Origin of the sequence: Paraburkholderia diazotrophica (genome assembly GCF_900108945.1) — a bacterium.
Taxonomy (GTDB): domain Bacteria; phylum Pseudomonadota; class Gammaproteobacteria; order Burkholderiales; family Burkholderiaceae; genus Paraburkholderia; species Paraburkholderia diazotrophica.
This window is the reverse complement of the sequence record NZ_FNYE01000053.1, coordinates 1-24,257: the sequence shown is the minus strand read 5'-3', so window position 1 is coordinate 24,257 and position 24,257 is coordinate 1. Positions and strand designations below refer to the sequence as shown.

General features: G+C 63.6%; 27 protein-coding genes. 12 read left to right on the top strand and 15 right to left on the bottom strand.

Annotation, left to right across the window (positions count from 1 at the left end; all coding sequences use genetic code 11):
• The first annotated feature begins 237 nt into the window (after positions 1 to 237).
• A complete protein-coding gene (mnmE, locus tag BMW76_RS36385; protein WP_090873621.1) occupies positions 238 to 1,638 on the top strand; it encodes a tRNA uridine-5-carboxymethylaminomethyl(34) synthesis GTPase MnmE in 1,401 nt (466 codons plus the stop codon).
• 151 nt (positions 1,639 to 1,789) lie between these two features.
• On the top strand, positions 1,790 to 3,013 hold the full coding sequence (locus tag BMW76_RS36380; RefSeq protein ID WP_090873620.1) for a tyrosine-type recombinase/integrase: 1,224 nt from the start codon (positions 1,790 to 1,792) through the stop codon (positions 3,011 to 3,013).
• Between the two features lie 258 nt (positions 3,014 to 3,271).
• Here BMW76_RS36380 and BMW76_RS36375 read toward each other — a convergent pair whose 3' ends face one another.
• The 4 genes from BMW76_RS36375 to BMW76_RS36370 form a co-directional block, all read right to left on the bottom strand.
• Entirely contained in the window at positions 3,272 to 3,565 is a 294-nt protein-coding gene (locus tag BMW76_RS36375) for a hypothetical protein (protein WP_090873619.1), read from the bottom strand.
• Between the two features lie 303 nt (positions 3,566 to 3,868).
• Positions 3,869 to 4,000, bottom strand: coding sequence for a hypothetical protein (locus tag BMW76_RS42555; RefSeq protein WP_281248587.1), 132 nt, complete (start codon positions 3,998 to 4,000; stop codon positions 3,869 to 3,871).
• Positions 4,001 to 4,036: 36 nt separating this feature from the next.
• Positions 4,037 to 4,204: a hypothetical protein gene (locus BMW76_RS41510; protein ID WP_162849289.1), complete on the bottom strand. Its 168-nt coding sequence runs from the start codon at positions 4,202 to 4,204 to the stop codon at positions 4,037 to 4,039.
• A 150-nt stretch (positions 4,205 to 4,354) separates the two neighbouring features.
• Positions 4,355 to 4,981, bottom strand: coding sequence for a LysE family translocator (locus tag BMW76_RS36370; RefSeq protein ID WP_090873618.1), 627 nt, complete (start codon positions 4,979 to 4,981; stop codon positions 4,355 to 4,357).
• Positions 4,982 to 5,478: 497 nt separating this feature from the next.
• Here BMW76_RS36370 and sap1 point away from each other — a divergent pair, with 497 nt between their 5' ends.
• Positions 5,479 to 5,820: a surface attachment protein Sap1 gene (sap1, locus tag BMW76_RS36365; protein WP_090873617.1), complete on the top strand. Its 342-nt coding sequence runs from the start codon at positions 5,479 to 5,481 to the stop codon at positions 5,818 to 5,820.
• 537 nt (positions 5,821 to 6,357) lie between these two features.
• Positions 6,358 to 6,936 (top strand): YaeQ family protein, encoded by a 579-nt coding sequence (locus BMW76_RS36360; RefSeq protein WP_090873616.1) that lies wholly within the window; start codon positions 6,358 to 6,360, stop codon positions 6,934 to 6,936.
• Between the two features lie 42 nt (positions 6,937 to 6,978).
• On the opposite strand, the gene BMW76_RS36355 is transcribed toward BMW76_RS36360, so the two are convergent.
• Entirely contained in the window at positions 6,979 to 7,392 is a 414-nt protein-coding gene (locus BMW76_RS36355) for a VOC family protein (RefSeq protein ID WP_090873615.1), read from the bottom strand.
• Positions 7,393 to 7,564: 172 nt separating this feature from the next.
• Between BMW76_RS36355 and BMW76_RS41505 the strand changes: the two genes are divergently transcribed.
• From BMW76_RS41505 to BMW76_RS36330, 6 genes are all read left to right on the top strand, one after another.
• The gene (locus tag BMW76_RS41505) at positions 7,565 to 7,705 is read left to right on the top strand and encodes a hypothetical protein (protein ID WP_177200602.1); all 141 of its coding nucleotides are present in this window, start codon (positions 7,565 to 7,567) and stop codon (positions 7,703 to 7,705) included.
• 78 nt (positions 7,706 to 7,783) lie between these two features.
• Positions 7,784 to 8,932: a bifunctional DNA-binding transcriptional regulator/O6-methylguanine-DNA methyltransferase Ada gene (gene ada / locus BMW76_RS36350; protein WP_090873614.1), complete on the top strand. Its 1,149-nt coding sequence runs from the start codon at positions 7,784 to 7,786 to the stop codon at positions 8,930 to 8,932.
• Positions 8,929 to 9,876 carry a DNA-3-methyladenine glycosylase family protein gene (locus BMW76_RS36345; protein WP_090873613.1) on the top strand — a complete coding sequence of 316 codons (948 nt, stop codon included), beginning with the start codon at positions 8,929 to 8,931 and terminating at the stop codon, positions 9,874 to 9,876. The genes ada and BMW76_RS36345 overlap by 4 nt, the downstream gene beginning before the upstream one ends.
• A gap of 305 nt (positions 9,877 to 10,181) precedes the next feature.
• A complete protein-coding gene (gene gshA, locus BMW76_RS36340; protein WP_090873633.1) occupies positions 10,182 to 11,795 on the top strand; it encodes a glutamate--cysteine ligase in 1,614 nt (537 codons plus the stop codon).
• Positions 11,796 to 12,049: 254 nt separating this feature from the next.
• Positions 12,050 to 12,526 (top strand): hypothetical protein, encoded by a 477-nt coding sequence (locus BMW76_RS36335; RefSeq protein ID WP_090873612.1) that lies wholly within the window; start codon positions 12,050 to 12,052, stop codon positions 12,524 to 12,526.
• Between the two features lie 106 nt (positions 12,527 to 12,632).
• Positions 12,633 to 13,331 (top strand): OmpA family protein, encoded by a 699-nt coding sequence (locus BMW76_RS36330; RefSeq protein WP_090873611.1) that lies wholly within the window; start codon positions 12,633 to 12,635, stop codon positions 13,329 to 13,331.
• A 58-nt stretch (positions 13,332 to 13,389) separates the two neighbouring features.
• Here the strand turns inward: BMW76_RS36330 and BMW76_RS36325 are convergent, their stop codons facing one another.
• Together BMW76_RS36325 and BMW76_RS36320 are read right to left on the bottom strand one after the other, a co-directional pair.
• The gene (locus BMW76_RS36325) at positions 13,390 to 15,033 is read right to left on the bottom strand and encodes a DHA2 family efflux MFS transporter permease subunit (RefSeq protein WP_090873610.1); all 1,644 of its coding nucleotides are present in this window, start codon (positions 15,031 to 15,033) and stop codon (positions 13,390 to 13,392) included.
• Between the two features lie 138 nt (positions 15,034 to 15,171).
• Positions 15,172 to 15,708, bottom strand: coding sequence for a MarR family winged helix-turn-helix transcriptional regulator (locus BMW76_RS36320; protein WP_090873609.1), 537 nt, complete (start codon positions 15,706 to 15,708; stop codon positions 15,172 to 15,174).
• Positions 15,709 to 15,982: 274 nt separating this feature from the next.
• On the opposite strand from BMW76_RS36320, the gene BMW76_RS36315 reads away from it, so the two are divergent.
• Positions 15,983 to 16,357, top strand: a complete 375-nt coding sequence (locus BMW76_RS36315) for a hypothetical protein (protein WP_090873608.1) — start codon at positions 15,983 to 15,985, stop codon at positions 16,355 to 16,357.
• A gap of 274 nt (positions 16,358 to 16,631) precedes the next feature.
• Entirely contained in the window at positions 16,632 to 18,233 is a 1,602-nt protein-coding gene (locus BMW76_RS36310; RefSeq protein WP_090873632.1) for an efflux transporter outer membrane subunit, read from the top strand.
• 127 nt (positions 18,234 to 18,360) lie between these two features.
• On the opposite strand, the gene BMW76_RS36305 is transcribed toward BMW76_RS36310, so the two are convergent.
• From BMW76_RS36305 to gspG, 8 genes are all read right to left on the bottom strand, one after another.
• On the bottom strand, positions 18,361 to 19,140 hold the full coding sequence (locus tag BMW76_RS36305; RefSeq protein WP_090873607.1) for a type II secretion system protein N: 780 nt from the start codon (positions 19,138 to 19,140) through the stop codon (positions 18,361 to 18,363).
• A 22-nt stretch (positions 19,141 to 19,162) separates the two neighbouring features.
• A complete protein-coding gene (gspM, locus tag BMW76_RS36300) occupies positions 19,163 to 19,666 on the bottom strand; it encodes a type II secretion system protein GspM (protein ID WP_090873606.1) in 504 nt (167 codons plus the stop codon).
• Positions 19,663 to 21,057, bottom strand: coding sequence for a type II secretion system protein GspL (gspL, locus tag BMW76_RS36295; protein WP_090873605.1), 1,395 nt, complete (start codon positions 21,055 to 21,057; stop codon positions 19,663 to 19,665). The genes gspM and gspL overlap by 4 nt, the downstream gene beginning before the upstream one ends.
• 28 nt (positions 21,058 to 21,085) lie before the next feature.
• Positions 21,086 to 22,201 carry a type II secretion system minor pseudopilin GspK gene (gene gspK / locus BMW76_RS36290; protein WP_090873604.1) on the bottom strand — a complete coding sequence of 372 codons (1,116 nt, stop codon included), beginning with the start codon at positions 22,199 to 22,201 and terminating at the stop codon, positions 21,086 to 21,088.
• Between the two features lies 1 nt (position 22,202).
• A complete protein-coding gene (locus BMW76_RS36285) occupies positions 22,203 to 22,907 on the bottom strand; it encodes a PulJ/GspJ family protein (RefSeq protein WP_090873603.1) in 705 nt (234 codons plus the stop codon).
• Positions 22,885 to 23,307, bottom strand: coding sequence for a type II secretion system minor pseudopilin GspI (gene gspI, locus BMW76_RS36280; RefSeq protein ID WP_090873602.1), 423 nt, complete (start codon positions 23,305 to 23,307; stop codon positions 22,885 to 22,887). The genes BMW76_RS36285 and gspI overlap by 23 nt, the downstream gene beginning before the upstream one ends.
• Positions 23,307 to 23,897 carry a GspH/FimT family pseudopilin gene (locus BMW76_RS36275; protein WP_090873631.1) on the bottom strand — a complete coding sequence of 197 codons (591 nt, stop codon included), beginning with the start codon at positions 23,895 to 23,897 and terminating at the stop codon, positions 23,307 to 23,309. Before BMW76_RS36275 ends, gspI begins: the two co-directional genes overlap by 1 nt.
• Before the next feature lie 45 nt (positions 23,898 to 23,942).
• Positions 23,943 to 24,257: type II secretion system major pseudopilin GspG (gene gspG / locus BMW76_RS36270; RefSeq protein WP_090873601.1), on the bottom strand; the 315-nt coding region annotated here is incomplete at its 5' end.

The following is a 24,257-nucleotide window of genomic DNA, read 5'->3' as shown; positions in this document are numbered from 1 at the left end:
AGGCCTTTAACTGTAAGGATGAGACTACATGAAGAGTCGGAATTTTTCTATATGACGCTGAATGTGGCTTATCTCATTTGAGATAAGCTCCGGATCGCGATTTGAGCGGGTGCGGCGGCAAGTGCAGCGCATGTCTGCGCGAGGCCACTTGAGGCGCGCGTTACAATGCCAGGCGTTCGGCGCACCGTCCGCGCACGTTTTCCAGCAGATTTCTCCCGCTTCCTCGCGTTTTTCACCATGCTCGCCACCGATTCCGATCCCATCGTCGCCATTGCTACTGCCCCCGGCCGAGGCGGGATAGGCGTCGTGCGGATTTCGTTCGGCCGCGCAGGAGAAGCGGCCGCGCAACCGATGATGCAGGCGCTGACGGGACAAACGCTCGCACCACGTCATGCCAGCTACGTGCCGTTTCTCGACGACGGCGGCAACGCACTCGACCGCGGGATCGCGCTGTATTTCCCTGCGCCGCATTCGTACACAGGCGAGCATGTGCTGGAACTGCAGGGGCACGGCGGTCCCATCGTGCTTCAGCTGATTCTGCAACGATGCATCGACGCGGGTCGCGCATTCGGCCTGCGTCTCGCGGAGCCGGGCGAATTCACGCGGCGGGCGTTCCTCAATGACAAGCTGGACTTGGCGCAAGCCGAGGCCGTCGCCGATCTGATCGAGGCGAGCACGGAAGCCGCCGTGCGCTCGGCAGGGCGCTCGCTGGAAGGCGCGTTCTCGCGCGACATTCACGCGCTCGTCGAAGAGGTGATCACGCTGCGAATGCTCGTCGAGGCGACCCTCGATTTCCCCGAAGAGGAAATCGATTTTCTCGAAGCGGCAGACGCGCGCGGCAAGCTCGCGCGCATCCGCGAGCGTCTTGCGCTCGTGCTAAGCGAAGCGCGACAAGGGGCGCTGCTGCGCGAAGGGTTGTCGGTCGTGCTGGCCGGGCAGCCGAACGTCGGCAAATCGTCGCTGCTCAACGCGCTCGCCGGCGCCGAGCTAGCAATCGTCACGCCGATCGCGGGCACCACGCGTGACAAGGTTGCGCAGACGATCCAGGTCGAAGGCATTCCGCTGCATGTGATCGACACGGCTGGCTTGCGCGAGACGGAAGACGAAGTGGAAAAGATCGGCATCGAGCGAACCTGGGGCGAGATCCAGCGCGCCGATGTCGTGCTGCATCTGCTCGACGCGCGCTCGGGCGTGACGCGCGACGACGAATCGATCGCCGCACGTTTTCCGTCAGGCGTGCCTATCGTACGCGTGCTCAACAAGACGGATCTGACGGACGTCGCGCCGGGCGTGATTGGACTGAACGGCATCGGCGATGCCGACTTGTGCGAGGTTCGTCTCTCGGCAAAGACGGGGAACGGAATCCACCTGCTGCGCGGCGAACTGTTGCGCATTGCGGGTTGGCAGGCTGGCGCCGAGAGCGTCTATCTGGCACGGGAACGACATCTGATCGCGCTTCGAGCGGCGCAGGAAAATTTGAGACTGGCCGCAGAACATGCCGATCAGAATTCGCAGGCGCTCGATCTTTTCGCGGAAGAGCTGCGGCTGGCTCAGGAGCAGTTGAACTCGATTACCGGCGAGTTCACGTCGGATGATTTGCTCGGTGTGATTTTCAGCAGGTTCTGCATCGGCAAGTAGACCGAGACGCGCGTATTCGTTGGCACTGGGCGTTATGGTGACCTTCCGATCAGCTGTAACGCGGCGCGTAAGCGCCTCACGGACCACATTTTTGAGTACACAAACAGGTAAACTGCGTTTTGAAAATGCCCTGTGTACCCAAATAAGATCGATGCCGAAACTCGCGACACCACTCAGCGAATCCCAGATCCGTGCCTTGCAGCCACGCGAGACACGCTACAGCGTGGCCGACGGCAAAGGACTCATCCTTGAAATCATGTCGACCGGGAAGAAGGTCTGGCGTTTCCGCTACACACTGAACGGGCGCCGGCAACCGATGGTGACAATAGGCGACTACCAGTTGATGTCGCTGCGCGTCGCCCGGGCGCGGGCGCAAAAGTACGCGGAGATGGTTGCGAAAGGTCTTTCGCCCGTATCGATGGCGAGACAGGATCGAGGCGCCGAAAAGCGTGTCGACATATTGCGCGATGCTGCCGAGCTTTACGTAGCATCCGACATCGCCCGCAAGTCCGAAGAGTATCGGCGAACCACGCAGCGCGCGCTCGACAAGGACATCCTGCCCGCGATCGGGCACAAGCCGATCGCACAGGTCACGACGGAGGATATCCAGTCGATTTGCGACGCCGTCAAGCGCCGAGGCGCGCCACAGATGGCGCTACACATACGCAACGTCGTCAAGCGCCTGTACGCATTCCTGATCGCGCGGCACCTCGCCGACGCCAATCCTGCCGAGTCCATTCCGGCCCGGACGGTCGCCAGCCAGGACGGCCGTACTCGCGTGCTTTCCGCCAACGAGATCGGCGTCTTGCTGCGCGCCATTTACACCTCGGACATACGACGGCCGCTGAAGCTAGCCCTGCATCTGCTTGTGCTGACAATGGCCAGCAAATCGGAATTGATCGAAGCGATATGGCGCGAAATCGATCTCGATGCCAGTACCTGGACGATTTCCGCCGCGCGCGCCAGCAACGGTCGCGAACGCCGCATTTATCTCTCGGCGCAAGCGGTGACAATGCTGCGCGAACTGCGTGAATCGAAGGCGAGCCGCACCTACGTCTTCCCGTCGACTCGCGGAGACAAGGATCGTCCGATTGCAAAGGGGACATTGAATCAGGCGGTCAAGACGCTGGGATTGCAGGGCGAGCATTTCGTGCTGCACGATTTTCGCCGCACCGCTGCGAGCCATCTTCGTGCTCTGGTGCAATCGACAGTGCGCGATCAGAGCCAATCGGCTGACGTTTCAACGCAAGAGCGCAATGTTAGCGATCCGAGTCAACAGGAGATGCAACTGTGGGCGGATTTCGTGGATGCGCAGTTCGCCGGAAAAACGCATGCGTCGGTGGGACTGCTTCGGGCGGCGCCGGGCGTCGAATAGTTGCGCGGTGCTATTGGTACACAAAATGCGCGGCTAGGTATGGTGAGTGCCGTGTGGAGGCGGAAGCGCCAAACTGGGCGTGGTTCTAACCCGGGCGGCTCTAGTTGGGAGCTAGAAATTGAAACGCCGCCAACGTAGCCGCACTTTAGGTACACAAGTAAACGAATATACGGCTGAGTTCCCTGATCTATAACAATTAGCGCGCTGCATGCGAGGTTTCGCAATCAACCAAAGGGCTCGCCGAATTGTCGACGTCCTTCATTCCTGAACGGCGACCGGCTCGGAGCCCTGCTCCTCGCGGGCGTCCGTCGACTGGTCGGTGACTGGTGCCGAATACGCGCGAAGGGATCGCCGCTCGTAATCGTCAAGTTGGAGCAGCAGGCTATCGAGGGCGCAAAGCTGAGCTTTGCTAATCGCGGGAGCGTCCAGCAGTGCATGCAGACGCTTGCGCCAGTAGTCGGAAGAAAGGATGGGGCCGCCCAGATCGCCCAGCAGCGCCGGCCACATGACGCGCGAAATATGTGCGATTTCCTGATCGATTAGTCGGTTCATGCTGTCCCCCGGCAAGGTCCGGACAAGGAGAAGATTTACTTACATCTGATTATTTACTGTAGCCGCATTTTAGCCAGTCGTTGCCTACGAAAACAAATAGGGTTTGACGCGATGTCGAGCGCAAAAAAGGCGACGTCGCATAAGCGTACGCATGCGCGTCGCATGAGAATCGGGCGAACAGAGCGATGTTTTGGCGTCTTTCCGAGTACGCGCGGCAAAAGGACGGTAGGCCATGCCGCGGATCGACGGCGCTCACACAGCTGCGAGGGGAGAAGAGGTAGAGCGCGCGCTCAAGGGATCAGGCTACGTATCGTCATCATGCGGTTCCGGCGCGCGCGGCACCGAACCGCACAGGGCAGTCAGCACGACGCTGATCAGAATCAGCGCGAGCATGAACAACCAGTACTCCGTCCACGAAAAGGTGAAGGTCAGCATGACAGCCTTCTTCCGCTCGCGTCGCCCGTGATCCGATCAATGGTGAAGCAGGCTGCGTATCGGATGCCGCCAGTCCATCCGCCGGTGGTGCTCCTCGTCGTGCAGCGCCTGGCGATGCTCCTGCCAAAGCTCGTCGGAAAACAGAAAGGCGGCGATGAGAAGCGGCACGATGAGGAACGCGCCCAGAATCAGATGCTCGATCACAGTGTCCTCCAGATCGATGGAACAGCGACCACGATTTCATTGTAGGCGTGTTGCGCGCCGCTGCGTGTGATCCACCGCGCACACCATGTGCGCGCTTCTCGCCGCGCAAGACGCGCGCCCGCTTCATCCCTTTCGCGCATCAGGTTGCGCTCAGGCAGTCGCTTTTTTCCACGCAGCCGCCAGGAGTCCAGCGCCGATCAGCAGCGTTCCGCCCGTACAGTTGACGCCGCGTTGCACGCGCGGGCTGCGAATCGCGCGCCGCGCCGCCGATGCGAGCAGCGCATACCCGAGCGCATTCAATGTCGCGATCGCGACGAAAGTGGCCTCGAAAATCGCGATCTGGGACCACGTAGCGACCTGCGTATCGATGAACTGGGGAACGAAGGCCACGAAGAACACAATGCTCTTCGGATTGAGCGCCGTCACCGCGTATGCGTGCGCGAAGATGCGGCCCGTACGCGTTTCTCCCGTGGGCCAAGCCTCGCCCGTTGCGACGGGTGCGCGCCATAGCTTGATGCCGAGATAGATCAGATACGCGGCGCCAATCCACTTGAGCGCCGTAAAGAGCGTCGCCGATGCAGCGAGCACGACGCCGAGTCCGAGCATCGACGCGGTCATCGACGTCAGATCGCCCAGTGCGACGCCCGCCGTCGTGACCAACGCATAACGCCGGCCGTGGCCGAGCGCGTAAGAAATTACAAGCAGCACCGTTGGCCCGGGAATCGCAACCAGGATCGCGGACGCGATGGCGAAGGGAAGCCAGTGAGCGAGTGTCATGAAAAGTCTCCTGTGTGGCCGTCGATTTATCCACGAACGTCGCGTCTGCGCAAGTCGCCGCCATTACGTTTGCCTGCATGTGCTTTTGAATGTGCGAAAACGCATCCAGGCATCCTTTTTATTCTGCAGTCGCTTCAATCCGTCACAGCATTTGATGAATTAGACGAATGACTTTGTGTGCAATGCATCAACATGCAAAATGCCTCATCGCGAATCGCTTAAAACCCTTTAAGCGTAAACGCGAACTCCACCTGCAAATGGTTATCCAAAGACGCTCTCCGCTCACCATTTCTATCTGCCATCCGCTGAATATTTGCCTCATAGCCGCATGGGGACGGCATTCAAACGGCCGCTCGACCGCTGCGACAATTCGCCGCTGCTGCGAGCGCACACAAGATGTGCTTGCCCTTCAAAGCAGTTCTCCTAGATTTTTAGCTGTGCGTCTTTTTCGGCAGTTAAACACATAGCTAACCGAGCAGTAACCCGCGGAGATAACCATGAAAAAGCGAGTCGCCATTCTTTTCGCATTGACGGGTTTAGTCGTGGCAGCAGGCGCGCAGGCACAGGATGTCGTGATCAAGCCCCTGCAAACGGTGCAATTCAAGGCGAATGCGTACGGCTGCCTGTCAAAGGATAAGCTCGACGCCGTCACCCAGCACGCACAGGCGGGCGAGCAGCAGCAAATGCAGGAGTTCTTCTCGGGTTATCAATGCATCTCCACGCCGGAGAATTCGGATTTCCGCGTCGTTCGTGTAGTCGGCCATGACGTCGAATTCGTGAATGCCGGCAATAGCGACACCCAGGGTCTTTGGACTAACGATCGCTTTATCAAGCAATAGGGCATTGAAGTTGGATTTCACCCGACATTGATTGTCGGGTCATAGCAGACATCTGAACGAAAGAACGTCTTTCGTGATTTAACATGGCCAGACTTTTGTCTGGCCATTTTCATTTTTTCGCCGCTTTGAGCCGGCTTCTCGCTCTCTCCCGCTCCCGTCTATTCGGCGCAAAGCCATTCGTCTCTCCGCTTCAAGACATCGCGGGCGCTGCCTAGGCGCGCCTCATCAGACTGTCATACCGCCCCAGCATATTCGGTATCATCACGGTCCCACCTTGCGGCAGGCCGCATTGCTCGCCCGACGGATCAACGGCACGTCGGTTCGGCACACATGTTGCTGCTTTCAATGTGAAGCGAAAGCAGTAGCGCGGTTGACGCGACAAGGCCTTGTAGTTCGGCCCAGCGGCAACCGCCAGTGTGTTCAACGGCGAGACGCGCGAACCGAGGCGTGACCGCTGCAAGGCAGGGAACGATCATGGCAAGGTACGCAGACTCTCTATTCACTATCCGGTCCGCTTTCGCTGGACCAGGTTGCAGCATGGCTCTGAAATCGACAATTTATAAGGCTGAACTCCAGATCGCCGATATGGACCGGCACTACTACGCCGACCATTCGCTGACGATCGCGCTACATCCGTCGGAAACCAACGAGCGGATGATGGTCCGCGTGGCCGCGTTCGCGCTGTTTGCGCAGGAACGCCTCGAATTCTGCAAGGGCCTGTCGGATATCGACGAACCCGACCTGTGGGCCAAAGACCTGACGGGCGCGATCGACACATGGATCGAAGTCGGTCAGCCGGACGAGCGCCGGATCGCCAAGGCGAGCAGCCGTGCAAACGAAGTGATCGTGATCGCCTACGGCGGCAAGACCTCCGACATCTGGTGGCAGGGCGTACGCAACAAGGTCGAGCGTCTGCGGAACGTGACGGTGTGGTCACTGGGAGAGAACGTCGCGCCAGAGCTTGCTGCGCTGGCCGAACGGACGATGCGCCTGCAATGCACCGTGCAGGACAACGCCGCGTGGCTCGGCAGCGAAACCGCCGATGCCGTGCCGGTCGAATGGACGGTTCTCAAAGCCGGCGCCGACGCACGCCCCGCCGCGCACGGCGGACGCTGAGCCGATTGGCCGCTCTGTGTACCTAAAAATCCCGTCTTCCGCTCATGCCGTCGCGTCCGGTGGCCCTTTGAGCTCGACCATGTTGCCCTCGGGATCGAACAGATACAGCGACGGACCATAACCATCCGCACCGTAGCGCGTCGCCTGTTCGCCGATCCGGACACCCTGCTCGATCAGCCATGTTTTCAGCGCATCTGCGTCGAAGGGCTCCACGCGCAGGCAGACGTGATCCATGTTTCTTCCTACGCCGGGCACACCGCTTTCCGGCCGATCGATCTTCCCGCCGACCTGCAACAGATCGATCAGCGAGCGTCCCGCCCGAAGCTGGATCAAGCCGAGGTCGCGCTGTTCCTTCTCCAGCGCGCAGCCCAGCACCTCGCGGTAGAAGCGCGTCATCGCCTCCAGATTGGCGGCGCGGATGACGACGTGGTCAATATCGAGAATCTGGAATTTCATGGCACGGCGTCCGTTCTTGCAGTTCGTGTCGAAGAACCCAGTTTAGAAGGAAACGCGTGTAAGGGCTGAGGCCCGGGCGACTCTTACGGCCCAGCAAGGGACCAAGAGTGAAAAATCGCGGACGAAAAAAAGCCCGCTCTTGGAGCGGGCTGAATCCATATCAGGAGGAGACATGGAGGAGACAGAAACCACTATACACGCCGGCTTGATGCGACGCAATAATTTTTTAGGGGAAAACCCGAATTTTTTCGCCGGCCTGTTTTGTCCCGAAATCTGGGAATTCACCCGCCGCAGCCGACCACGAGCCAAATGACAGAGCAAGAACCGGAGCGTAGTGTGTAAGCGTGCTCGCTAAAGTGGTAACCATCGAAACCGTCCCTCGGGGCAAACGATGAACACAGCTTTCTCCAAAGCCGCTCCCGCCGCATTCGCCACTGACGACGAACGCTGGGCGGCCGTTCTGAACCGCGACGTATCCGCCGACGGCGCCTTCTTCTACGGCGTCCGGACGACGGGCGTATTCTGCCGTCCGTCGTGCGCGTCGCGGCTGCCGCGGCGGGACAACGTCGACTTTTTCGACTCGACCGACGAAGCGCGCGCCGCCGGCTATCGCGAATGCAAGCGCTGTCAGCCGGGTGGCTTGCCGCGCGAACTCGACATCGTCAATCGCGCGTGCGCCGCGCTCGACGCCGATCCGCAGCAGCGCCTCACGCTCGCGCAGTTGGGCGAGGCCGTGCACGTCAGCCCGTTTCACTTGCAGCGGCTCTTCAAGCGCGTAGTCGGCGTGTCGCCGCGCCAGTATCAGGCGGCGCAACGCGGCGCCGCGCTGCGCGACGCGTTGCAGCGCGGCGCGGACGTCACCCGCGCGACCGTCGATGCGGGTTTCGGCTCGCCATCGCGCATGTACGATACGGCGGCAGCCGAGCTCGGCATGGCGCCCTCAGAATATCGGCGCAAGGGCGCCGGACTGCGCGTCCACTACGCCAGCGCGCAGACTTCGCTCGGCCTCGTGCTGGTCGCGACGACCGACAAGGGCATCTGCAAGATCGCCTTTGGCGACGACGAAGCGCCGCTCGCGGACGCCCTGCGCAAGGAATTCGCGAGCGCGGAACTGATCGCCGACCCCGCGCGGCTCGCGCCGTTTATCGAACAGATCGATGCGTATTTGCGCGGCAAGCGTCAGCGCTTCGATCTCCCGCTCGACATTGCCGCGACCGCCTTCCAGCAGCGCGTGTGGGAAGCGCTGCGACGCATCCCCTACGGCGAGACGCGCAGCTACTCGCAGATCGCCGAAGCGGTCGGCTCGCCACGCGCAGTACGGGCCGTCGCAAGCGCTTGCGCATCGAATCCCGTCGCGCTCGCGATACCATGCCACCGCGTCGTGCAGAAAGGCGGCGCGCTGGCGGGCTATCGCTGGGGCGTCGCGCGCAAGGCGATGCTGCTCGACGCGGAAGCGCGCGGCGAAGCGAAAGCCGACCACGAAGCGAAAGCCGACCACAAAGCCGCCCACCCCATCGCCGACGTGGATCACGCCGCTTGAGCACCACGCCGACCGCAACCGCAACCCTTGAGCTGCCGTTCAAGGCACCGTACGACTGGCCGCGCATCCTGCGCTTTTTTGCGGGCCGCGCGACGCCAGGCGTCGAAGCGGTTGAAGACGGCGTATGGCGCCGCGCGATCGACTGGAACGGCGACGTCGGCACGCTTGCCGTGCACAAGCATCCAAAGCGGCGCTGCATTGTCGCCACGATCGACGGCGCGGCGAGCCGTCACGCGGACGCGCTCACAGCGCCGATCGCGCGCATGTTCGACCTGCATGCCGATCCGAAGACAATCGGCGCGAGCCTCGGCGCCGATCCCTGGCTTGCGCCGCTCGTCGATGCGGTGCCGGGTCTGCGCGTACCCGGCGCGTGGTCCGCGTTCGAGCTCGTCGTGCGGGCGATCGTGGGCCAGCAGGTCAGCGTAAAAGCCGCGACGACGATCATCGGACGAATCGTTCAGCGCGCCGGCGAACGGATCGAAGATCACTCGCATGAAACGACGGCATGGCGCTTCCCCACACCCGCCGCGCTCGCCGCCGTCGACCTTTCGAAGATCGGCATGCCGAGCAAGCGCATCGAAGCCCTGCAGGGCTTTGCGCGCGCCGTCGCGTCGGGAGATGTGCCCGTCGACAGCGTCGCCGGCGTCGATAATGTCGGCAATGCATCGGTCGATGTCGCGCAATTGCGCGCGTCGCTGCTCGCGCTACCGGGCATCGGTCCGTGGACGGTCGAATACGTCGCGATGCGCGCGTGGCGTGACGCCGACGCATGGCCCGCATGGGATCTCGTGCTGATGCAGGCGATTGCCGCGCGCGACCCCGCGCTCGTCCGCCCCAACCAGCAACGCGCGCGCACCGACGCATGGCGGCCGTGGCGCTCGTATGCGGCGATGCATCTGTGGAACGAAGTCGCCGATCGCGCGGGCGCGGCACGCGGCGGCTAGCGGCCTTCCGCACACTTGTGCATATACCGTCAATCGACTTCGTGCCCTTGCGCGGCGTAGAGTGAAGGAAGCGGACCGGACATCGCGGACAAGCGCGGTTACGAGTCGCGCGAGCGCAGTGACGTGCAGCGCACGAGCGCCGTCACGTGCCGCGCGCGAGCGCGACAAGCCGCTCGAAACGGCGGCAAGCAGCCGTTTTGGCGAGATGTTAAAGTGCCCGCTACCGAAAATTCCGCCGAACGTTGTCGACCGCGCCGAGCAGCACCGTGCGACGCATGGCGGCCGACGATGATCGACCCGCATCAATGCCAAACACGACACTCTCCCGCACGACCGACGCGCTGTTGCACCGCCTGTCCGTGCTGACATCCGGCCCGCAGCGCGACGCGCTGACGACCGGTTTGCGCGGCATCGAAAAGGAAAGCCTGCGCGTGACGGTGGACGGCCGTCTTGCGATGACGTCGCATCCGCGCACGCTTGGCTCGGCACTCACGCACCCTTCGCTGACCACAGACTATTCCGAAGCGCTGCTCGAGCTCATCACGCCAGCCGAGCATGACGCTTCGACCACGCTCGAGCGTCTCGACACGCTGCATCGCTTCGTCTATTCGGCGATCGGCGATGAACTGCTGTGGAACAACTCGATGCCGGGCCTGCTGCCCGAGGACGACGAAATTCCCATCGCGGACTACGGCACGTCGAACATCGGCAGGTTGAAGTACGTGTACCGCGTCGGCCTTGCGCTGCGCTACGGACGCACGATGCAGTGCATCGCAGGCGTCCACTACAACTATTCGTTGAACGAAGAAGTGTGGCGGCTCCTTCGCGCCGACCAGCAATCGACTGCGAACGCCGTCGACTTTCAGTCCGAGCGGTACCTCGCGCTGATCCGCAATTTCCGGCGCACGAGCTGGCTGCTGATGTATCTGTTCGGCGCGTCGCCGGCGCTCGATGCGCGCTTCCTGCGTGGCCGTCCGCACACGCTCGAAACGTTCGACGCCGACACGCTCTATCGTCCATACGCGACAAGCCTGCGCATGAGCGATCTCGGCTATTCGAACACGACCGCGCAAGCCGCGCTGCATGCCGACTACGACACGTTGCAGGGCTATCTCGACGCGCTCGCGAAAGCCGTCAGCCAGCCGTATCCGCCGTACGAGGCAATCGGCACGCAGCGCGACGGCGAATGGGTGCAGATCAACACCAACGTGCTGCAGATCGAAAACGAGTTCTACTCGACGATCCGCCCGAAGCGCGTCACGTATTCGGGCGAGCGTCCGCTGCATGCGCTCGCTGCGCGCGGCGTGCAGTACGTCGAAGTGCGCTGCATGGACATCGATCCGTTCGAGCCGACGGGCATTTCACTCGAGACGGCGCGTTTTCTCGATGCCTATCTGCTCGTCTGCGCGCTCGACGACAGCGCGCCGCTGCCGCCGCCGGCATACACGGAAGCGAACCAGAACTTCGGCCGTGTGACGATGGAAGGGCGCAAGCCTGGCCTCGAACTGATCCGCGATGGGCAACCCGTCAAGATGCTCGACTGGGCCAATGAACTGCTCGCGAAGATCGATCATGCAGCCGCCGCGCTCGATCAGATTCGCGGCGACGACAGCCACGCGCGCTCGGTCGCCGTGCAACGCGCGAAGCTCGCGGACGCGTCGCTGACGCCGTCGGCCCGCGTGCTGCAAATCATGCGCGACAAACAGCAAGGCTTTCTCGCATTCGGCCTCGCTCAAAGCATCGCGCACGCGGAGTATTTCCGCGCGCGTCCGCTGGACCAGGCGCACGCGCAGGAATTCGCTGCGCTGGCCGTCGAATCGCTGACCCAACAGCAGAAGCTGGAGCGCGAAGAAATCGGTTCGTTCGACGCGTTCGTCGCAGCGTATCGCGCTTACACGCTGAACCGCTTCAGCGTGTAACGGGAAAGACCGCGAGCGTCCGGGTCCGAGTCTGAGTCGCGCAGCAAAAAGGCAGCCTCATGCTGCCTTTTTTGTGGCTGCATCAAATCCCGTCTGGGCCAGAAATTGCTGCGCGTCGATGTTGCGCCGCCTCAATGCCAATCGGCTCGCGTGCGGCATGCTCGCCTGATGAAACATGCCGCTGCGACTGCGGTCCAACTTTCATAACGCAGCGCTTTAGCGCTCGGCCAATACAAATGGGAGAAAGTCCGGTTATGAGAAAAGGTCTGATGGCCGTGCTCTGCGCGCTGGCCGCTGGCTGTTCGACGCAAGGGCAGGTCAATCCCGATGTGATGCAGATCGCGACCGCGCCGCTGACCTGTACGAGCAAAGCCCAGTGCGACGCCTGGTGGCAGCGCGCGCACTCGTGGGTCACGACGCATTCTCGCTATGAGGTCACGACCGCAACGGACGCGCTAATCCAGACGACGGGCCCCGAGGGTGGCACGCGAGCGCTCGCCTTCGAGATCACCAAGACGCCGAACATCGACGGCACGTCGACGATCGGTTTCGCCGCGCATTGCGACAGTTCGCTCGGATGCAAACCGAATCCTTGGGAAGCCGGCGCCGATTTCAAGCAGTTCGTACGGGGAAGCTCGCCGAATCTGGCGGCGCCGTCGACGTCCGGTCAATCGGCCGGAACGAATGGGCAATCGACATCGTCGCCAACAGGGGAGCCAGTCTCTCAATAAGAGCACTCAAGAGTCGCCAACGCATCTTTAAGACTTCTCCGATTGGGAATTCGCCTCGCAACACTCATCGTCTCGCAGGCTTATTTTCATCATCGGGAAAGTCTTTATGTTTATTCGTACGTTGACGGCAGTTGCATGCGCTGTGGGTATCGCGGGCTGCACGTCGTATTCAGGTCCAACCCACAACACCGACATCGTCACGCTCTCCGACGGAACGCAGGCGTATCGCGTGCAGTGTCTCGGTCTTGCAGAAGGTATTCAGGCCTGCATGGCCGAAATCAAGCGTCTTTGCGGGGACAAGCAGGTCAAACGCATCGATCCCGCCGATCCCGAATCGACAGATTTCGTGTGGCTGAACGAGCGCCGCGAAATCACGTTCCAGTGCGAAACACCCGTCGTCGCGACGTCAGCGCCCGCAGTCGTAGCAACGCCTGTCGCCGCGCCCGTCGTAGCGCCTGTGCGCAAAGTGACGTTGCAGTCCGACGCAAACTTCGCCGTCAATAGCGCCGTGTTGATGCCCGCAGCAACCGCGAAGCTCGACGGCTTCATCGCGCAGAATCGCGACGTCGGTATCGAACGCCTGACGATCGCCGGCTACACCGATTCCACAGGCTCGGCGAAACTGAATGAGCGTCTGTCGGCGGCACGCGCCCGCTCCGTGCAGCGCTATCTCGCGACGGCCGGCGTGCGTGCTTCCATGTGGGACGTGCAGGGCTACGGCGCCGCGTCGCCCGTCGCGCCGAATACCACCGCAGTCGGACGCGCGAAGAACCGTCGAGTCGAGATTCAGATCGACGGCAAGTAATCCTCGCTCTCGCAGCAAAGTGGTCGGGAGCGATCAAGCGTCCATTCCAGCGGCGGCGTCAATGTCCCATCGACGCCGCCGCGCCTTTTTGGGGCTTCGTAATCCACACGAGACACGCGAGCACGATGAAACACGCAAACGAAATGCGAAAGAAATCGTTGGTCGCCATCATGTAGCCCTGCTGTGTGACGATCTCATTCAGTTGCGCCGTCACGGCCTGCCCCTTAAGACCCAACGACGCCAGCAAATCGCTATAAGACGTCGTATTCGCCGAATAGGCGCTCACCGATTCCGACAACACCGCATGGTGATAGATCGCGTCGTTTTCCCAATACGTCGTGCTGATCGCCGTACCGATTGCGCCTGACAAGGTCCGCAGAAAATTCGATAACCCGGAGGCACTCGCCAGACGCTCGTCCGTGATGCTGGACAGCGTGATCGTCGTCATCGGCACGAAGAAGCACGCGACGCCGATGCCCTGCACGAGGCGCGGCAGGATCACCTGGTTGAACGGCGCATCGAGCGTGAACGTCGAGTTCCACAGCGACACGAACGCGAACACGACGAACGCGAAGCTCGCAATGATCCGCAGATTCAGCCGATGCATGTTGCGCCCGATCATCGGCGACAGCACGAGCGCGAGCAGGCCGACAGGCGCCGTCGCGAGCCCGGCGAGGCCCGCCGTGTAGCCCATCACCGTCTGCAGCCACAGCGGAAAGATCACCACCGAGCCGAAGAACGCCATGAAGCCGAACGAGATGATCAGCGCGCCGAGTGCGAAATTGCGGTCCTTGAAAAGCGTCAGGTCGACAACCGGCTCTTTCTCCGTCATCTCCCACACGAGCATGAAGGCGAGCGACGTCACCGCGATGATCGCGAGCGCGACGATGAACGTCGAGTTGAACCAGTCGCGGTCCTTGCCGAGATCGAGCACCATCTGCAGACACGCGACGCCGATCACGAGCAAACCAAGGCCGACGCCGTCGATGCGCTGTTTCGTCGTCTGCGTTTCGCGCCCGCGCAGCAGCACGAACGCGCATGCCGCCGAAAACAGACCGATCGGCAGATTGATGTAGAAGATCCACGGCCACGTGTAGTTGTCGGTGATCCAACCGCCCATCACAGGACCGAAGATCGGCGCGACGATCACCGTCATCGCCCACAAGCCGAGTGCGAGGCCGCGTTTTTCGAGCGGGTACGAACGCATGAGAATCGTCTGCGACAACGGCACCATCGGCCCGGACACGAGTCCCTGGATCAGACGGAACGCGATCAACGATTCGAAGTTCTGAGCAAAGCCACAGGCGGCGGATGCAAGCGTAAACAGCAGCACCGACAGCGTGAACAGCCGCACTTCGCCGACGCGCCGCGCGAGCCAGCCCGTCAGCGGCACGGCGATCGCCGACGCCACCGAATACGACGAAATGACCCACGTGCCTTCGCTGGTCGCAACGCCGAGGCTGCCGGAAATCGTCGGCACGGCGACATTGGCGATCGACGTGTCGAGCACTTCCATGAACGTGCCCAACGCGAGGCCCACGGTCAACAGCGCCAGCGTGCCGCCGGCAAGCGGGGCGGGGGCTGGTGCAGCGGGGTTACCGGGCACGGACGCGCCGGGTAGCGCGGCGTCGGACGTGGGCGCGTCGGAGGATGCCGGCAGTTCAGCCGTCGTATCGTTGGAAGCGGAAGCCGATGCGCTCATTCGCTATTCTCCCTGTCCCGGCAGAAGAACTTGCCGCGACATGAAAATGCGGGCCACATATGGCCGCACTTCCATGTCCCGACACTCTCTGCCCAGACAGCTATATGTTCAAAACAAAGCCGCGCTTGATGCGGCCGCTTACACGTCGTCGCTCGGAGCGGACGACCCGCATTCTTCTTCCTCGCGTTCGCCGCCAGCGCCACATCCGCCGGCGCCGCTTCCTGCATCAATGCCGTTGGCGATGAACCGGCTCAGCAGACTGATCAACGTCGCCAGATCCGCTTCCGAAAAACCACGCAGCTGTTCGTTGAGCACGGCTGCGCCGATCTCCGGTAATTGCGACGCGGCGTGAAGGCCCTGCGACGTGAGTTCCAGCTTCACGATGCGCCGGTCCTTGTCGCTGCGCGATCGCGCGATCAGCCCTTTCTTTTCCAGGCGGTCGAGCATCCGCGTCATCGACCCGCTGTCATACGACATCGCCCGCGACAGTTCGAACGGCGTCGTCGCGCGACCGCACGAAAGCAGCAGGATCACGCCGATCTGCTGCGTCGTCAGCCCGAGGTGCGCGACCGCCCGATCAGTGCGGTCGACCAGCACGTTCCGCGCTTTGGTCAGGTAGTAGCCGAGACTCGATTCGAGGTGAATCGACTCCGGCTGATACGGGCCGTCTGTCATTAGAGCTCTGATGAAAACCGCAGCGCGGATATGCGCCGCATGGACTTCGAGGATTCTATCTGCCCAGGCAGCGAAGTCAAACGCGTTCGCGGTGTGCGAGAAACGCGATCCCAAAAACAAAACAAGACCATGTTGCAAAGCACAGTATCTTGAAAATTAATTGCATAGTCAATATTATTGCAGGCAACGAGTTACGCGATCCGCGTCATCGGAGACCATGTTCTGACCGCACTTGCGTGCGCCTTCCTTTGCCGGCGCACAGAGGATTCCCGCGATGCTGTACCTGAAAAATACCCTCGGCGGCTGGAGCCGCTCATTGACCGAGTCCGCGCTACAAACACTTCAAGGGGCCAGCCGCTGGTGGAAAGTGGCCCTATATGCGGTGATCTTCGTTTTGCCGGGTGGGTCCCTTGGGGTATTGCTCTTCGCGTGGATAGAACGGCGGCGCTCGCGCAAGGCGAGAACGCAAGCCGCGCAGGCCGTCAGGCCCGTCGCGCTGCTGGCTGCTTCGCCCAAAGCCCGTTCCACGGCCAACCATCAGACGATCGCGCCCGCCGCGTCTATCTGCCAGACGCGTCCCGATGCGCCGCCTTGCCGCGCCGCCGCAGGCAAACAGGCGCGGCAGACGACGGCTGATCCGCGCGTCTAAAGAGCCCATCCGCTGTTTCTCGACCCGGGCCGCCGCGACAGGCGGCCCTCGTTTTGCCGCGTCCCAGCGGGCCTTCCCGTAACGGCGCGTAACCGTCGACTCATCGTCGGTAACACACGTTAAGTGCTTGCCGCATTACTCTTCTGTTTTCGTCGCAGGCGACGCGTAAGCTACCATTCGAGCCATCGCGAAGACGCGCCGGTTGTCGCGCGGGCGGCCGTTCCGCGGCAGCGTCGGCGCGTTGCGCCATCCGAATCGACAGGAATTCATTTGCATGCAGTTTGATCGAACTTCGCGCGCCCGCGCCGCAGTCGCGAACGTCGCGCGGCCACGCGTGATGAGCGTGGCCGTCGCCGCTGCGCTGGCGGTAGCGCTTGCCGGCTGCGCCGTCGGTCCCGACTACAAGCGGCCGTCCGCCGACGTTCCCGCTTCGTACAAGGAAGCAGCCGATGGCTGGAAAGTCGCGCAGCCCGCCGACCAGCAGGATCGCGGCAGCTGGTGGGGCATCTACAACGATGCGCAACTGAACGCGCTCGAGGACAAGCTCAACGCGTCGAACCAGAGCATCGCGCAGTTCGCCGCCGCGTACCGCCAGGCGCGCGCGCTCGTCGGCGAAGCGCGCGCCGCGTATTTCCCCGTGATCAGCGCGTCGGGAGACGCCACGCGTTCGCGCTCGCCGAGCCGCAACTTCAGCGGCTCCGTGACAGGCGGGGGCGGCGGCACGACGTCATCGCTGAGCAGCTCGGGCACGATCAGCAACAGCTACAACCTGTCGCTCGACGCGACCTGGGAACCGGACCTGTGGGGCAAGGTCAGCCGCACCGTCGCCGCACAAAAGGCCGGCCAGCAAAGCGCTGCCGCCGATCTGGCGAACACGCGCCTTTCCGCACAGGCGACGCTCGCGCAAACCTATTTCAATATCCGTTCGCTCGACGCGCAGCAAAAGCTGCTCGACGACACGGTCGCTGCTTATCAACGCACGCTCACGCTCACGCAGAACCGCTATGCGCAAGGCGTCGCCGCGCGCTCGGATGTGATTCAGGCGCAAACGCAGCTGCAATCGGCGCAAGCCGCCGCCATCGACAACGGCGTCGCGCGGGCGCAGAACGAGCACGCGATCGCCGTGCTGATCGGCGAACCGGCTTCGACCTTTTCGCTGCCGCCCGCGCCCCTCGACGCCGTGCCGCCCGCCGTGCCCGCGCAGTTGCCGTCCGCGCTGCTCGAACGGCGGCCGGATATCGCGTCGGCGGAACGCAAGGCCGCAGCGGCGAACGAGCAGATCGGCGTCGCGATTTCCGCGTTCTTCCCGACGCTGACGCTATCCGCGAGCGGCGGCTTCGAAAGCTCGGTGTTCTCGCAACTGCTGACCGCACCGTCGCGCTTCTGGACGCTCGGCCCGCAACTGGCCGCGACGATTTTCGATGCAGGCCTGCGCAGCGCTCAGACGGAAGCGGCGCGCGCCGCATACGACCAGGACGTCGCCACGTATCGGCTGACGGTGCTGACGGCGTTCCAGGATGTCGAGGACAATCTCGCATCGCTGCGCATCCTCGAACGGGAGATCACGGTTCAGCAGGCAGCCGTGCAGTCCGCGCAACAGGCACTCGACATCGTCACCAATCAGTACAAATCCGGCACCGTCGGTTATCTGAACGTGCTGACCGCGCAAACCACCGCGTTCACGGCCGAGCAGAAGCTCGCGAGTATCGCGGGCCAGCGGATGGTGTCGTCGGTGGGTCTCGTGAAGGCGCTGGGCGGCGGCTGGGATGCATCGCAGATGGACCGCGAGACAGGCGGCGTCGCCGCGCCCGCGCCGGCATCGGCGCCTGCTGCTACACCCGCCACGCCTGTCGCAAAGGCGGCCGCAGCCGGCTGAACCCAAGGCTGAGCCTCAGTTACGCACGCCTCGAACGCAACGCAAACGCAAACGGCCGCCATGCGCAAACATGGCGGCCGTTGTGCTTGTGATCGTCTGTGACCGCTGTGACCCGCGCGCGTGAAGCTCAGTGGGTGAAAGACAGCGCGACCTGTCCGGGGCCCGTCGGGCGTCCGAGCACATTCAGCAATCCGGCGAGATTGTCGGCGGCATCGGGCGTCGCGCTCGCCTGCCCGTTGAACGACGTCGAAGCTTCGCTAAGCGTGCCGTGCCCCGTGAGCAGCAACGGTCCCTTCGATGTCGTCAGGTCGAGCGTGCCCGCCGCCCCCTGCGCCTGAAACACTACCCGATACGACCCGAGCGGCTTCACGCGCGAGACGCGCGAGCTCATGTCGTTGAGCGTGACGATCAGCTGGCCGTACGTCTGCCGGTTGAAGCTGCGCCAGTCGGTCCATGTGAGGCGCACGTCGCCTTGAAGATCGAGCGTATTGAACGGCGCGCCGAGGCCCGCGAGCAGCGAGGCCGGCACGGCAATCGTGCCGCCCGAAAGCGTCGCCGTGCGCAGCGTAGCGTCGACGGTGACAGGGTCGGGCATCGCTTCGCTTTGCCGCATCTGCATGCGCACGCGGCCCGTGAAAAGCGGCCAGAACGACGTATGCCATTCGATGCGCCCCGGCAGCAGCGTCGCCGCTTCGGCACCGGGCCCGGCCGCGAGCATCAGTGAAGCGGAGCCATGCCACAGCGACCCCGATGGATCGATGAGATTCACATGTCCTTGCGTGGCCTTCGAGAACTGCGGCGTGATCCACGCGGCAGGCGCCATCACGAGCACAACGATGAGATTCGCGATCACCGCGACGACGATCCAGGGCAGCGCGACGCGCAATCGCCGCATCCAGACATTCATGCGTGGTCCCGTGGCAGCGCCGTCATTTGATGGTCGCGGGTTGCAGCGACGCCGTCAGGTCCACCTGGCCGTCCGCCTTCAGCCCCGTCACGTGCGCCTCGGACACCTGCACCTTGAACTGCCGGCGCGCGTCGTCGAGCCACTGCGTCCATGTCGGAAACGACGCGTTCTTCAGCTGGATCTGCACCGCGTTGCCGAGCACCTGCACCTGCGTCGGCGCGAGACCGTGATCGTTCAGCGACGCCGTCAACGCATCCTTGAGCGCGCCGCCCGTCGGCGCAGCGCCTTGGGCCGCCGCCGACAGCGTGCGCGCCTCGTTGGCTTGCGCGGTCATCTGCGAGAGCTGACGCTGCAGGCCGGGAATCGATTCGCGCAGCCGCGCGCGGCCTTCCTGCGCGGGCGCCCACAGCACCGACCACACGATCACGACGGCCAGCACCGCGCTGCCCCACGTCAAAAGACCCTTTTCACGCGCCGTGCGTGCTTCCCAGAAACCGACCCACGCATTCAAGAGTTCTGCTTTCATTGTCCGTTCCTGATGGTCCACTTGCCGGTGTTGCTGTCGATCGCACCGTTCAGGCCATTGCGCGTCAGCCGCTGCTGGAAATCGGCATCGACCTTCACTTCGGGCTTGAACGTCACGTCGAGCCGCCGGTCGTGATACTCGAGCGCAGCAAGTCCGTTGACGGGCACAGGCCCGAGCGAGCGCGCGAGGCCGTCCGCGAGCGAGAGGAAATCATCCGGCGACAGCTCGCCCGCCGCCACACGCAGCTGTTGCAACTGGCGCGCCATCTGGTCCGGCGCGTCGAGTACAACCGTCGTCTTCGGAAACGTGTTGAGCAGCAGCTCCGCCATCTGCGCGTTAAGCGCGTCGCGCTGGCGCGACAGCATCAGCCACTGCACGTTCGCGCCGATGATCGCGATCAGCACGGTCCCTGCCAGCAGCCACAGCGGCAGGCGCAGACGGCGCAGCGTCGCGCGATCGAGTCGCCACGGCTGCACCGCAAACTCGAACTGGCAGAGATCGAAGCGGCACTGGATCGCGTTGCGCGCGAGCGTCTCGAACGACAGCGGCAGCGCACCGGTAATCGGCGAGCCACGGCCGGACTGAGCGGTCGACGACAGACGCGGCTCGCTGCCGGGCAAATCGACGAGCGTATAGAGCGTAACGGGCGCATTCCCCGCGAGCGCGGCCACCGTCGAATTCACGGCCGATTCGGGCAAGGCGAGCCCTTCGCCGAGCGGACCGCGCGTGAGCGCGAGTTCGACGCGCGGCGGGGCCGCATCGACGATCGCTTCTTCGCCGAGTACTGCGACCGTCGATGACACCACGCTGCCCAGCACCGCCGCGACGACGGGCGTGATGTCGTCGGCCGCCCGTTCCGCGCGCGGTGACGACGACTCTGCATCCGCGCCCGTCGCGACGGCCTTTTCCGCATGCACTTCCGGCGCAGGTGCAGCGGCCGTCGCGGCGGCAGGCTGTGGCAGACAGCGCGCGACAGGCACCGCCTTCACATTGCGATGGCCCGCCGCCATAAAGCCTTCGACGATAAAGCGGAACCAGCCGCGATCGACGATCGCGAGCACATGGCGATTGCCCTCGAGCGCCTGTGGGTCGAGTGCAATGTGCGTGGTCTGCGGGTCTTGGATCAGCTGGTCCTCGACGACGTTCGGCAGCGCCTGGCGCAGGCGCGGGCCCTTGAGCGGCGGGACCGTGGCGGCGAGCATCAGGCAATCGCGCGCGCCGATCATCAGAACGGTCGACGACGCGCGCGGCAGCAGCCCCGGCGCCGAGCGGCCGGCGCGCTGGATGCGGCCCGACTTGTCGAGCAGCAGGAACGGCAGGTCGGGCAGTTGCCATTCCTGCGACGGCACCGCCGGATCACGCGGCGGCAAAAGAACGATCAGCGTGCTCAATGGCCACTCTCTCGGGAAATTGCAATGTTCATAGCTGGTCTCGTCCCCATACGATACGCGTCGTGTGCGTGAGCGCGTCGCGGTAGATGAGGGTGGTGCGGTCGACCTCGGCGCGTTCGTGCTCGACGCGGCCGTGGACAAGGAAGTAGCTGGTATTCACATCCATCTGGTTCGGATCGAACACGAGTTGCTGGGCGCCCGTGCCGCGCACCGCCAGTTGCACATCGCCGACGTTGCGAAAGAACACTGTCTCGCGGCGCGCGACCAGAGCCTGCGCGCTCGACAGGCTCATCCCCGGCACGATGGCCGCGATCACCTCGGCGGGCGCCGTGTTCATGTTGACGGCCGTAGCCGTCGGCAGCACGGTCACGAACGGGCGCAGCCGCGCGATCATCTCGGGCGTGAAGCCCGGCACGTCGAGCAGCGAATCGACGCCCGTCATCTGGATCGGCGCGACGGGCGCATTCTCGTCGGTGTCTTCGAGGCCGGGCTGATCGGTATAGTTGCCGCCGCCGACAGCGCCGCCCTGCAGCGCTGTCTGCGGGCTCTGCTGCGAGGCACCCGTCAGCGGATTGGTCGGCGTCTGGAACCGCGTCGCCGACATCCGCAGCCCGGCGCGCAACTGGAGCGCGGTGGTCTTCGCGAGCTGGCCGTTGATGCCGAGCAGTTGCAACAGCCGCTGGAACGCCTGGACCTGCTGGATGTTCAGCGTGAGCGCGCCGGGCACGGCTGTCGACACGAGATTGCGCAGATTGAATTTCGCCTGCGCGTCCTCGATCGCCCCGGAAACATACGTCGCCGCGCCTTCTTGCGCGCGCACCTCGCCGATCTGCCCGAGAAAGTCGGACAGGCGCGTGCGCGCAATCGGCACGCCCCACACGCCGCCGAGGTACGTGATGCCCGCGGACGTATCGCCTTCGGAGCGCAGAATGAGGCGCGTCCAGTCGAGCGCGCCACGCGACACCCATTGCGCCTGCGCGAGCAGCCGCTGGTTTTCGATGCGCCGGATCTGCACCTGCTGCCGCCATAGCATGCCGGCGACGAGAATCGCCGACAGCGCGACGACCAGCAGCGCGCTGATGATGGCAGCGCCGCGCTGGCTGCTGCGTTGACGAGAGGGCAAGACGACACGGCGAGCACGCATATCACTCCCCCACAAGAAATACCCGGACGACAGGCCGCGCCAGCGAACTGGCCCCGACACTCACCTCGAGTCCCGTCACGGAGCGGGGCAACGGCGCATTGCCCAGCTGTGGAACCTTGAGGTTATTGTCGTTCTCGGTGATCGCCGACTGCACGTCTTTCATCTGCATCGTCCAGCCGACCTTCGGCACATACAGTCTGGCCGTGATCGCGCCGACGCCGCCCATCAGCGGCACGGAACTCCAGTTTTCGTTCTCGCCGCCGCCCAGCGCGCGCCGCACCTCGCCGACATTCGACAGCGGCGGCGACGCATAGCGGATGATGCGTCCGCTCGTGATCCGGTAGCGCACGACCACGAGTCGCGGCGCCGTGCCCGGCGCGTGCATGTAGCGCACGATCTGCAGCGCATTACCGTTCACGGCGACGGCCGGTTCGCCCGCTTCGTCGTCCGATGCGGCGTTGCGCGCATCGATGCGCATCTGGTCGAACAGCTGCGCGAACACGCGCTCGTCTTCCATCGCGTTGGTGATGGTCTGCCGTCCGCGGATGATCTGGTCGAGTCCGCGCCACGATAGCACCGCGATCACGGCGAGAATCGCAATCGCGACGAGCAGCTCGATCAGCGTGAAGCCGCCCGCCGTCTTCGTGAGCAGCAGTGAACGGCGAGCGCGCGCGGCGCGGGGTCTAGAGAGAACGGTTCGTTTCATTCCCGATCACCGTTACCAGCTGTGCCAGATTGCCCGGATGTCCGGGCGTCGTCACCGAAAGCTCGACGCGCCTGAATATCGGGTTCGGCGTCGCGCTCACGCGTTCCGTGCAGATCAGCTGCAGGTTGCCCTGCGAGCAGTCGAAGCTCTGCGTGCCGACGTCGGGCCACGTATGCGCGAGATGCAGTTGCGCGAGCGCATTGTCCGCGCTCCAGCCGGCCAGCAGGCGCCGGTGCAGGTCCGCTTCGCCCGTCGCGAGACTGCCGACTGCGCGCAGCGATGCCGCCAGCGCCACCGCGATGATCGCCAGCGCGACCAGCACTTCGATCATCGTGAAGCCTTCGACAAAGGCGTTGTTCACAGCGCCGCGCGAACGGCGCACACGAAGCGCGCGCATCATCAGCGCACCTCGTAACGGCCGTTGCCGGTGCCGACGATCGTCGCGCGGCCGACAGGGGAAAACAGCGTGACTTGCACGGGCGTATCGATGCTCTCAGTGCCGAACACAACGCGTTCCGAATGCGTATCGGAGCCCGGATAGTCGATCGCGACGCCCGTCACGCCGCCTTCCCACTGACGCGGCCCGAGCAGATCGTCGTCGCGCAGTGGACGCCAGCCGTCGTTCGTGTGGATATCGAAACGAAAGCCGCCTTCGACGGGCAGCCACGCAATCGGCCGCGCGCGCACCTGCGCCTCGTCGCCCGCCGATTCGAACAGCAGCGCCAGACGCTGCGCCTCTTCGTTAAGATCGGTGCGCGGATTGCGGGTCATCGTCAGCGCCGCGAGTGACACCAGCAGCCCCGCGATCACCAGCACCACGAGCATTTCGAGCAGCGTGAAGCCGCGCTCCCGTCCGTGCGAAATCGCGCGCGGCGCATCCCCGTGAGCGATCACGCGCAATGCATGCGCGCGCGTGCCGTCAGCGCATGCATTGCGCGTGGTGGCCGCGCGTGATGACGATGCGCGAAGCGTGCAGTCGGACGGTCGCATGATGCCGGTAACGATCAACGTCAATATCAGGGTAGCAAACGAAGCCTACTGCCACGAACCGACGTCGGCATCGTTGCCTTCGCCGCCCGGCTTGCCGTCCGCGCCGTAGCTGAACACGTCGATCTCGCCGTGCACGCCCGGATTCAGGTACTGATACGTGTTGCCCCACGGATCGTTCGGCAGACGCTCGAGATAGCCGCCGTCCTTCCAGTTGTTCGGGATCGGGTCCGTGGTCGGTTTTTCGATCAGCGCGCGCAGGCCCTGCTCCTGGGTCGGATAACGGCCATTGTCGAGCCGGTACAGCTTGAGCGACTGCATGACGGTGCCGATGTCCTGCTTGGCGGCCACGCGGCGCGCTTC

What these genes read in the sequence shown, in the direction of transcription:
- mnmE (WP_090873621.1), top strand. Translation starts at nt 238, where the DNA reads ATGCTCGCCACCGATTCCGATCCCATCGTCGCCATTGCTACTGCCCCC.
- BMW76_RS36380 (WP_090873620.1), top strand. Translation starts at nt 1,790, where the DNA reads ATGCCGAAACTCGCGACACCACTCAGCGAATCCCAGATCCGTGCCTTG.
- BMW76_RS36375 (WP_090873619.1), bottom strand. Translation starts at nt 3,565, where the DNA reads ATGAACCGACTAATCGATCAGGAAATCGCACATATTTCGCGCGTCATG.
- BMW76_RS42555 (WP_281248587.1), bottom strand. Translation starts at nt 4,000, where the DNA reads ATGCTGACCTTCACCTTTTCGTGGACGGAGTACTGGTTGTTCATGCTC.
- BMW76_RS36370 (WP_090873618.1), bottom strand. Translation starts at nt 4,981, where the DNA reads ATGACACTCGCTCACTGGCTTCCCTTCGCCATCGCGTCCGCGATCCTG.
- sap1 (WP_090873617.1), top strand. Translation starts at nt 5,479, where the DNA reads ATGAAAAAGCGAGTCGCCATTCTTTTCGCATTGACGGGTTTAGTCGTG.
- BMW76_RS36360 (WP_090873616.1), top strand. Translation starts at nt 6,358, where the DNA reads ATGGCTCTGAAATCGACAATTTATAAGGCTGAACTCCAGATCGCCGAT.
- BMW76_RS36355 (WP_090873615.1), bottom strand. Translation starts at nt 7,392, where the DNA reads ATGAAATTCCAGATTCTCGATATTGACCACGTCGTCATCCGCGCCGCC.
- BMW76_RS41505 (WP_177200602.1), top strand. Translation starts at nt 7,565, where the DNA reads ATGGAGGAGACAGAAACCACTATACACGCCGGCTTGATGCGACGCAAT.
- ada (WP_090873614.1), top strand. Translation starts at nt 7,784, where the DNA reads ATGAACACAGCTTTCTCCAAAGCCGCTCCCGCCGCATTCGCCACTGAC.
- gshA (WP_090873633.1), top strand. Translation starts at nt 10,182, where the DNA reads ATGCCAAACACGACACTCTCCCGCACGACCGACGCGCTGTTGCACCGC.
- BMW76_RS36335 (WP_090873612.1), top strand. Translation starts at nt 12,050, where the DNA reads ATGAGAAAAGGTCTGATGGCCGTGCTCTGCGCGCTGGCCGCTGGCTGT.
- BMW76_RS36330 (WP_090873611.1), top strand. Translation starts at nt 12,633, where the DNA reads ATGTTTATTCGTACGTTGACGGCAGTTGCATGCGCTGTGGGTATCGCG.
- BMW76_RS36325 (WP_090873610.1), bottom strand. Translation starts at nt 15,033, where the DNA reads ATGAGCGCATCGGCTTCCGCTTCCAACGATACGACGGCTGAACTGCCG.
- BMW76_RS36320 (WP_090873609.1), bottom strand. Translation starts at nt 15,708, where the DNA reads ATGACAGACGGCCCGTATCAGCCGGAGTCGATTCACCTCGAATCGAGT.
- BMW76_RS36315 (WP_090873608.1), top strand. Translation starts at nt 15,983, where the DNA reads ATGCTGTACCTGAAAAATACCCTCGGCGGCTGGAGCCGCTCATTGACC.
- BMW76_RS36310 (WP_090873632.1), top strand. Translation starts at nt 16,632, where the DNA reads ATGCAGTTTGATCGAACTTCGCGCGCCCGCGCCGCAGTCGCGAACGTC.
- BMW76_RS36305 (WP_090873607.1), bottom strand. Translation starts at nt 19,140, where the DNA reads ATGAATGTCTGGATGCGGCGATTGCGCGTCGCGCTGCCCTGGATCGTC.
- gspM (WP_090873606.1), bottom strand. Translation starts at nt 19,666, where the DNA reads ATGAAAGCAGAACTCTTGAATGCGTGGGTCGGTTTCTGGGAAGCACGC.
- gspK (WP_090873604.1), bottom strand. Translation starts at nt 22,201, where the DNA reads ATGCGTGCTCGCCGTGTCGTCTTGCCCTCTCGTCAACGCAGCAGCCAG.
- BMW76_RS36285 (WP_090873603.1), bottom strand. Translation starts at nt 22,907, where the DNA reads ATGAAACGAACCGTTCTCTCTAGACCCCGCGCCGCGCGCGCTCGCCGT.
- gspI (WP_090873602.1), bottom strand. Translation starts at nt 23,307, where the DNA reads ATGATGCGCGCGCTTCGTGTGCGCCGTTCGCGCGGCGCTGTGAACAAC.
- BMW76_RS36275 (WP_090873631.1), bottom strand. Translation starts at nt 23,897, where the DNA reads ATGCGACCGTCCGACTGCACGCTTCGCGCATCGTCATCACGCGCGGCC.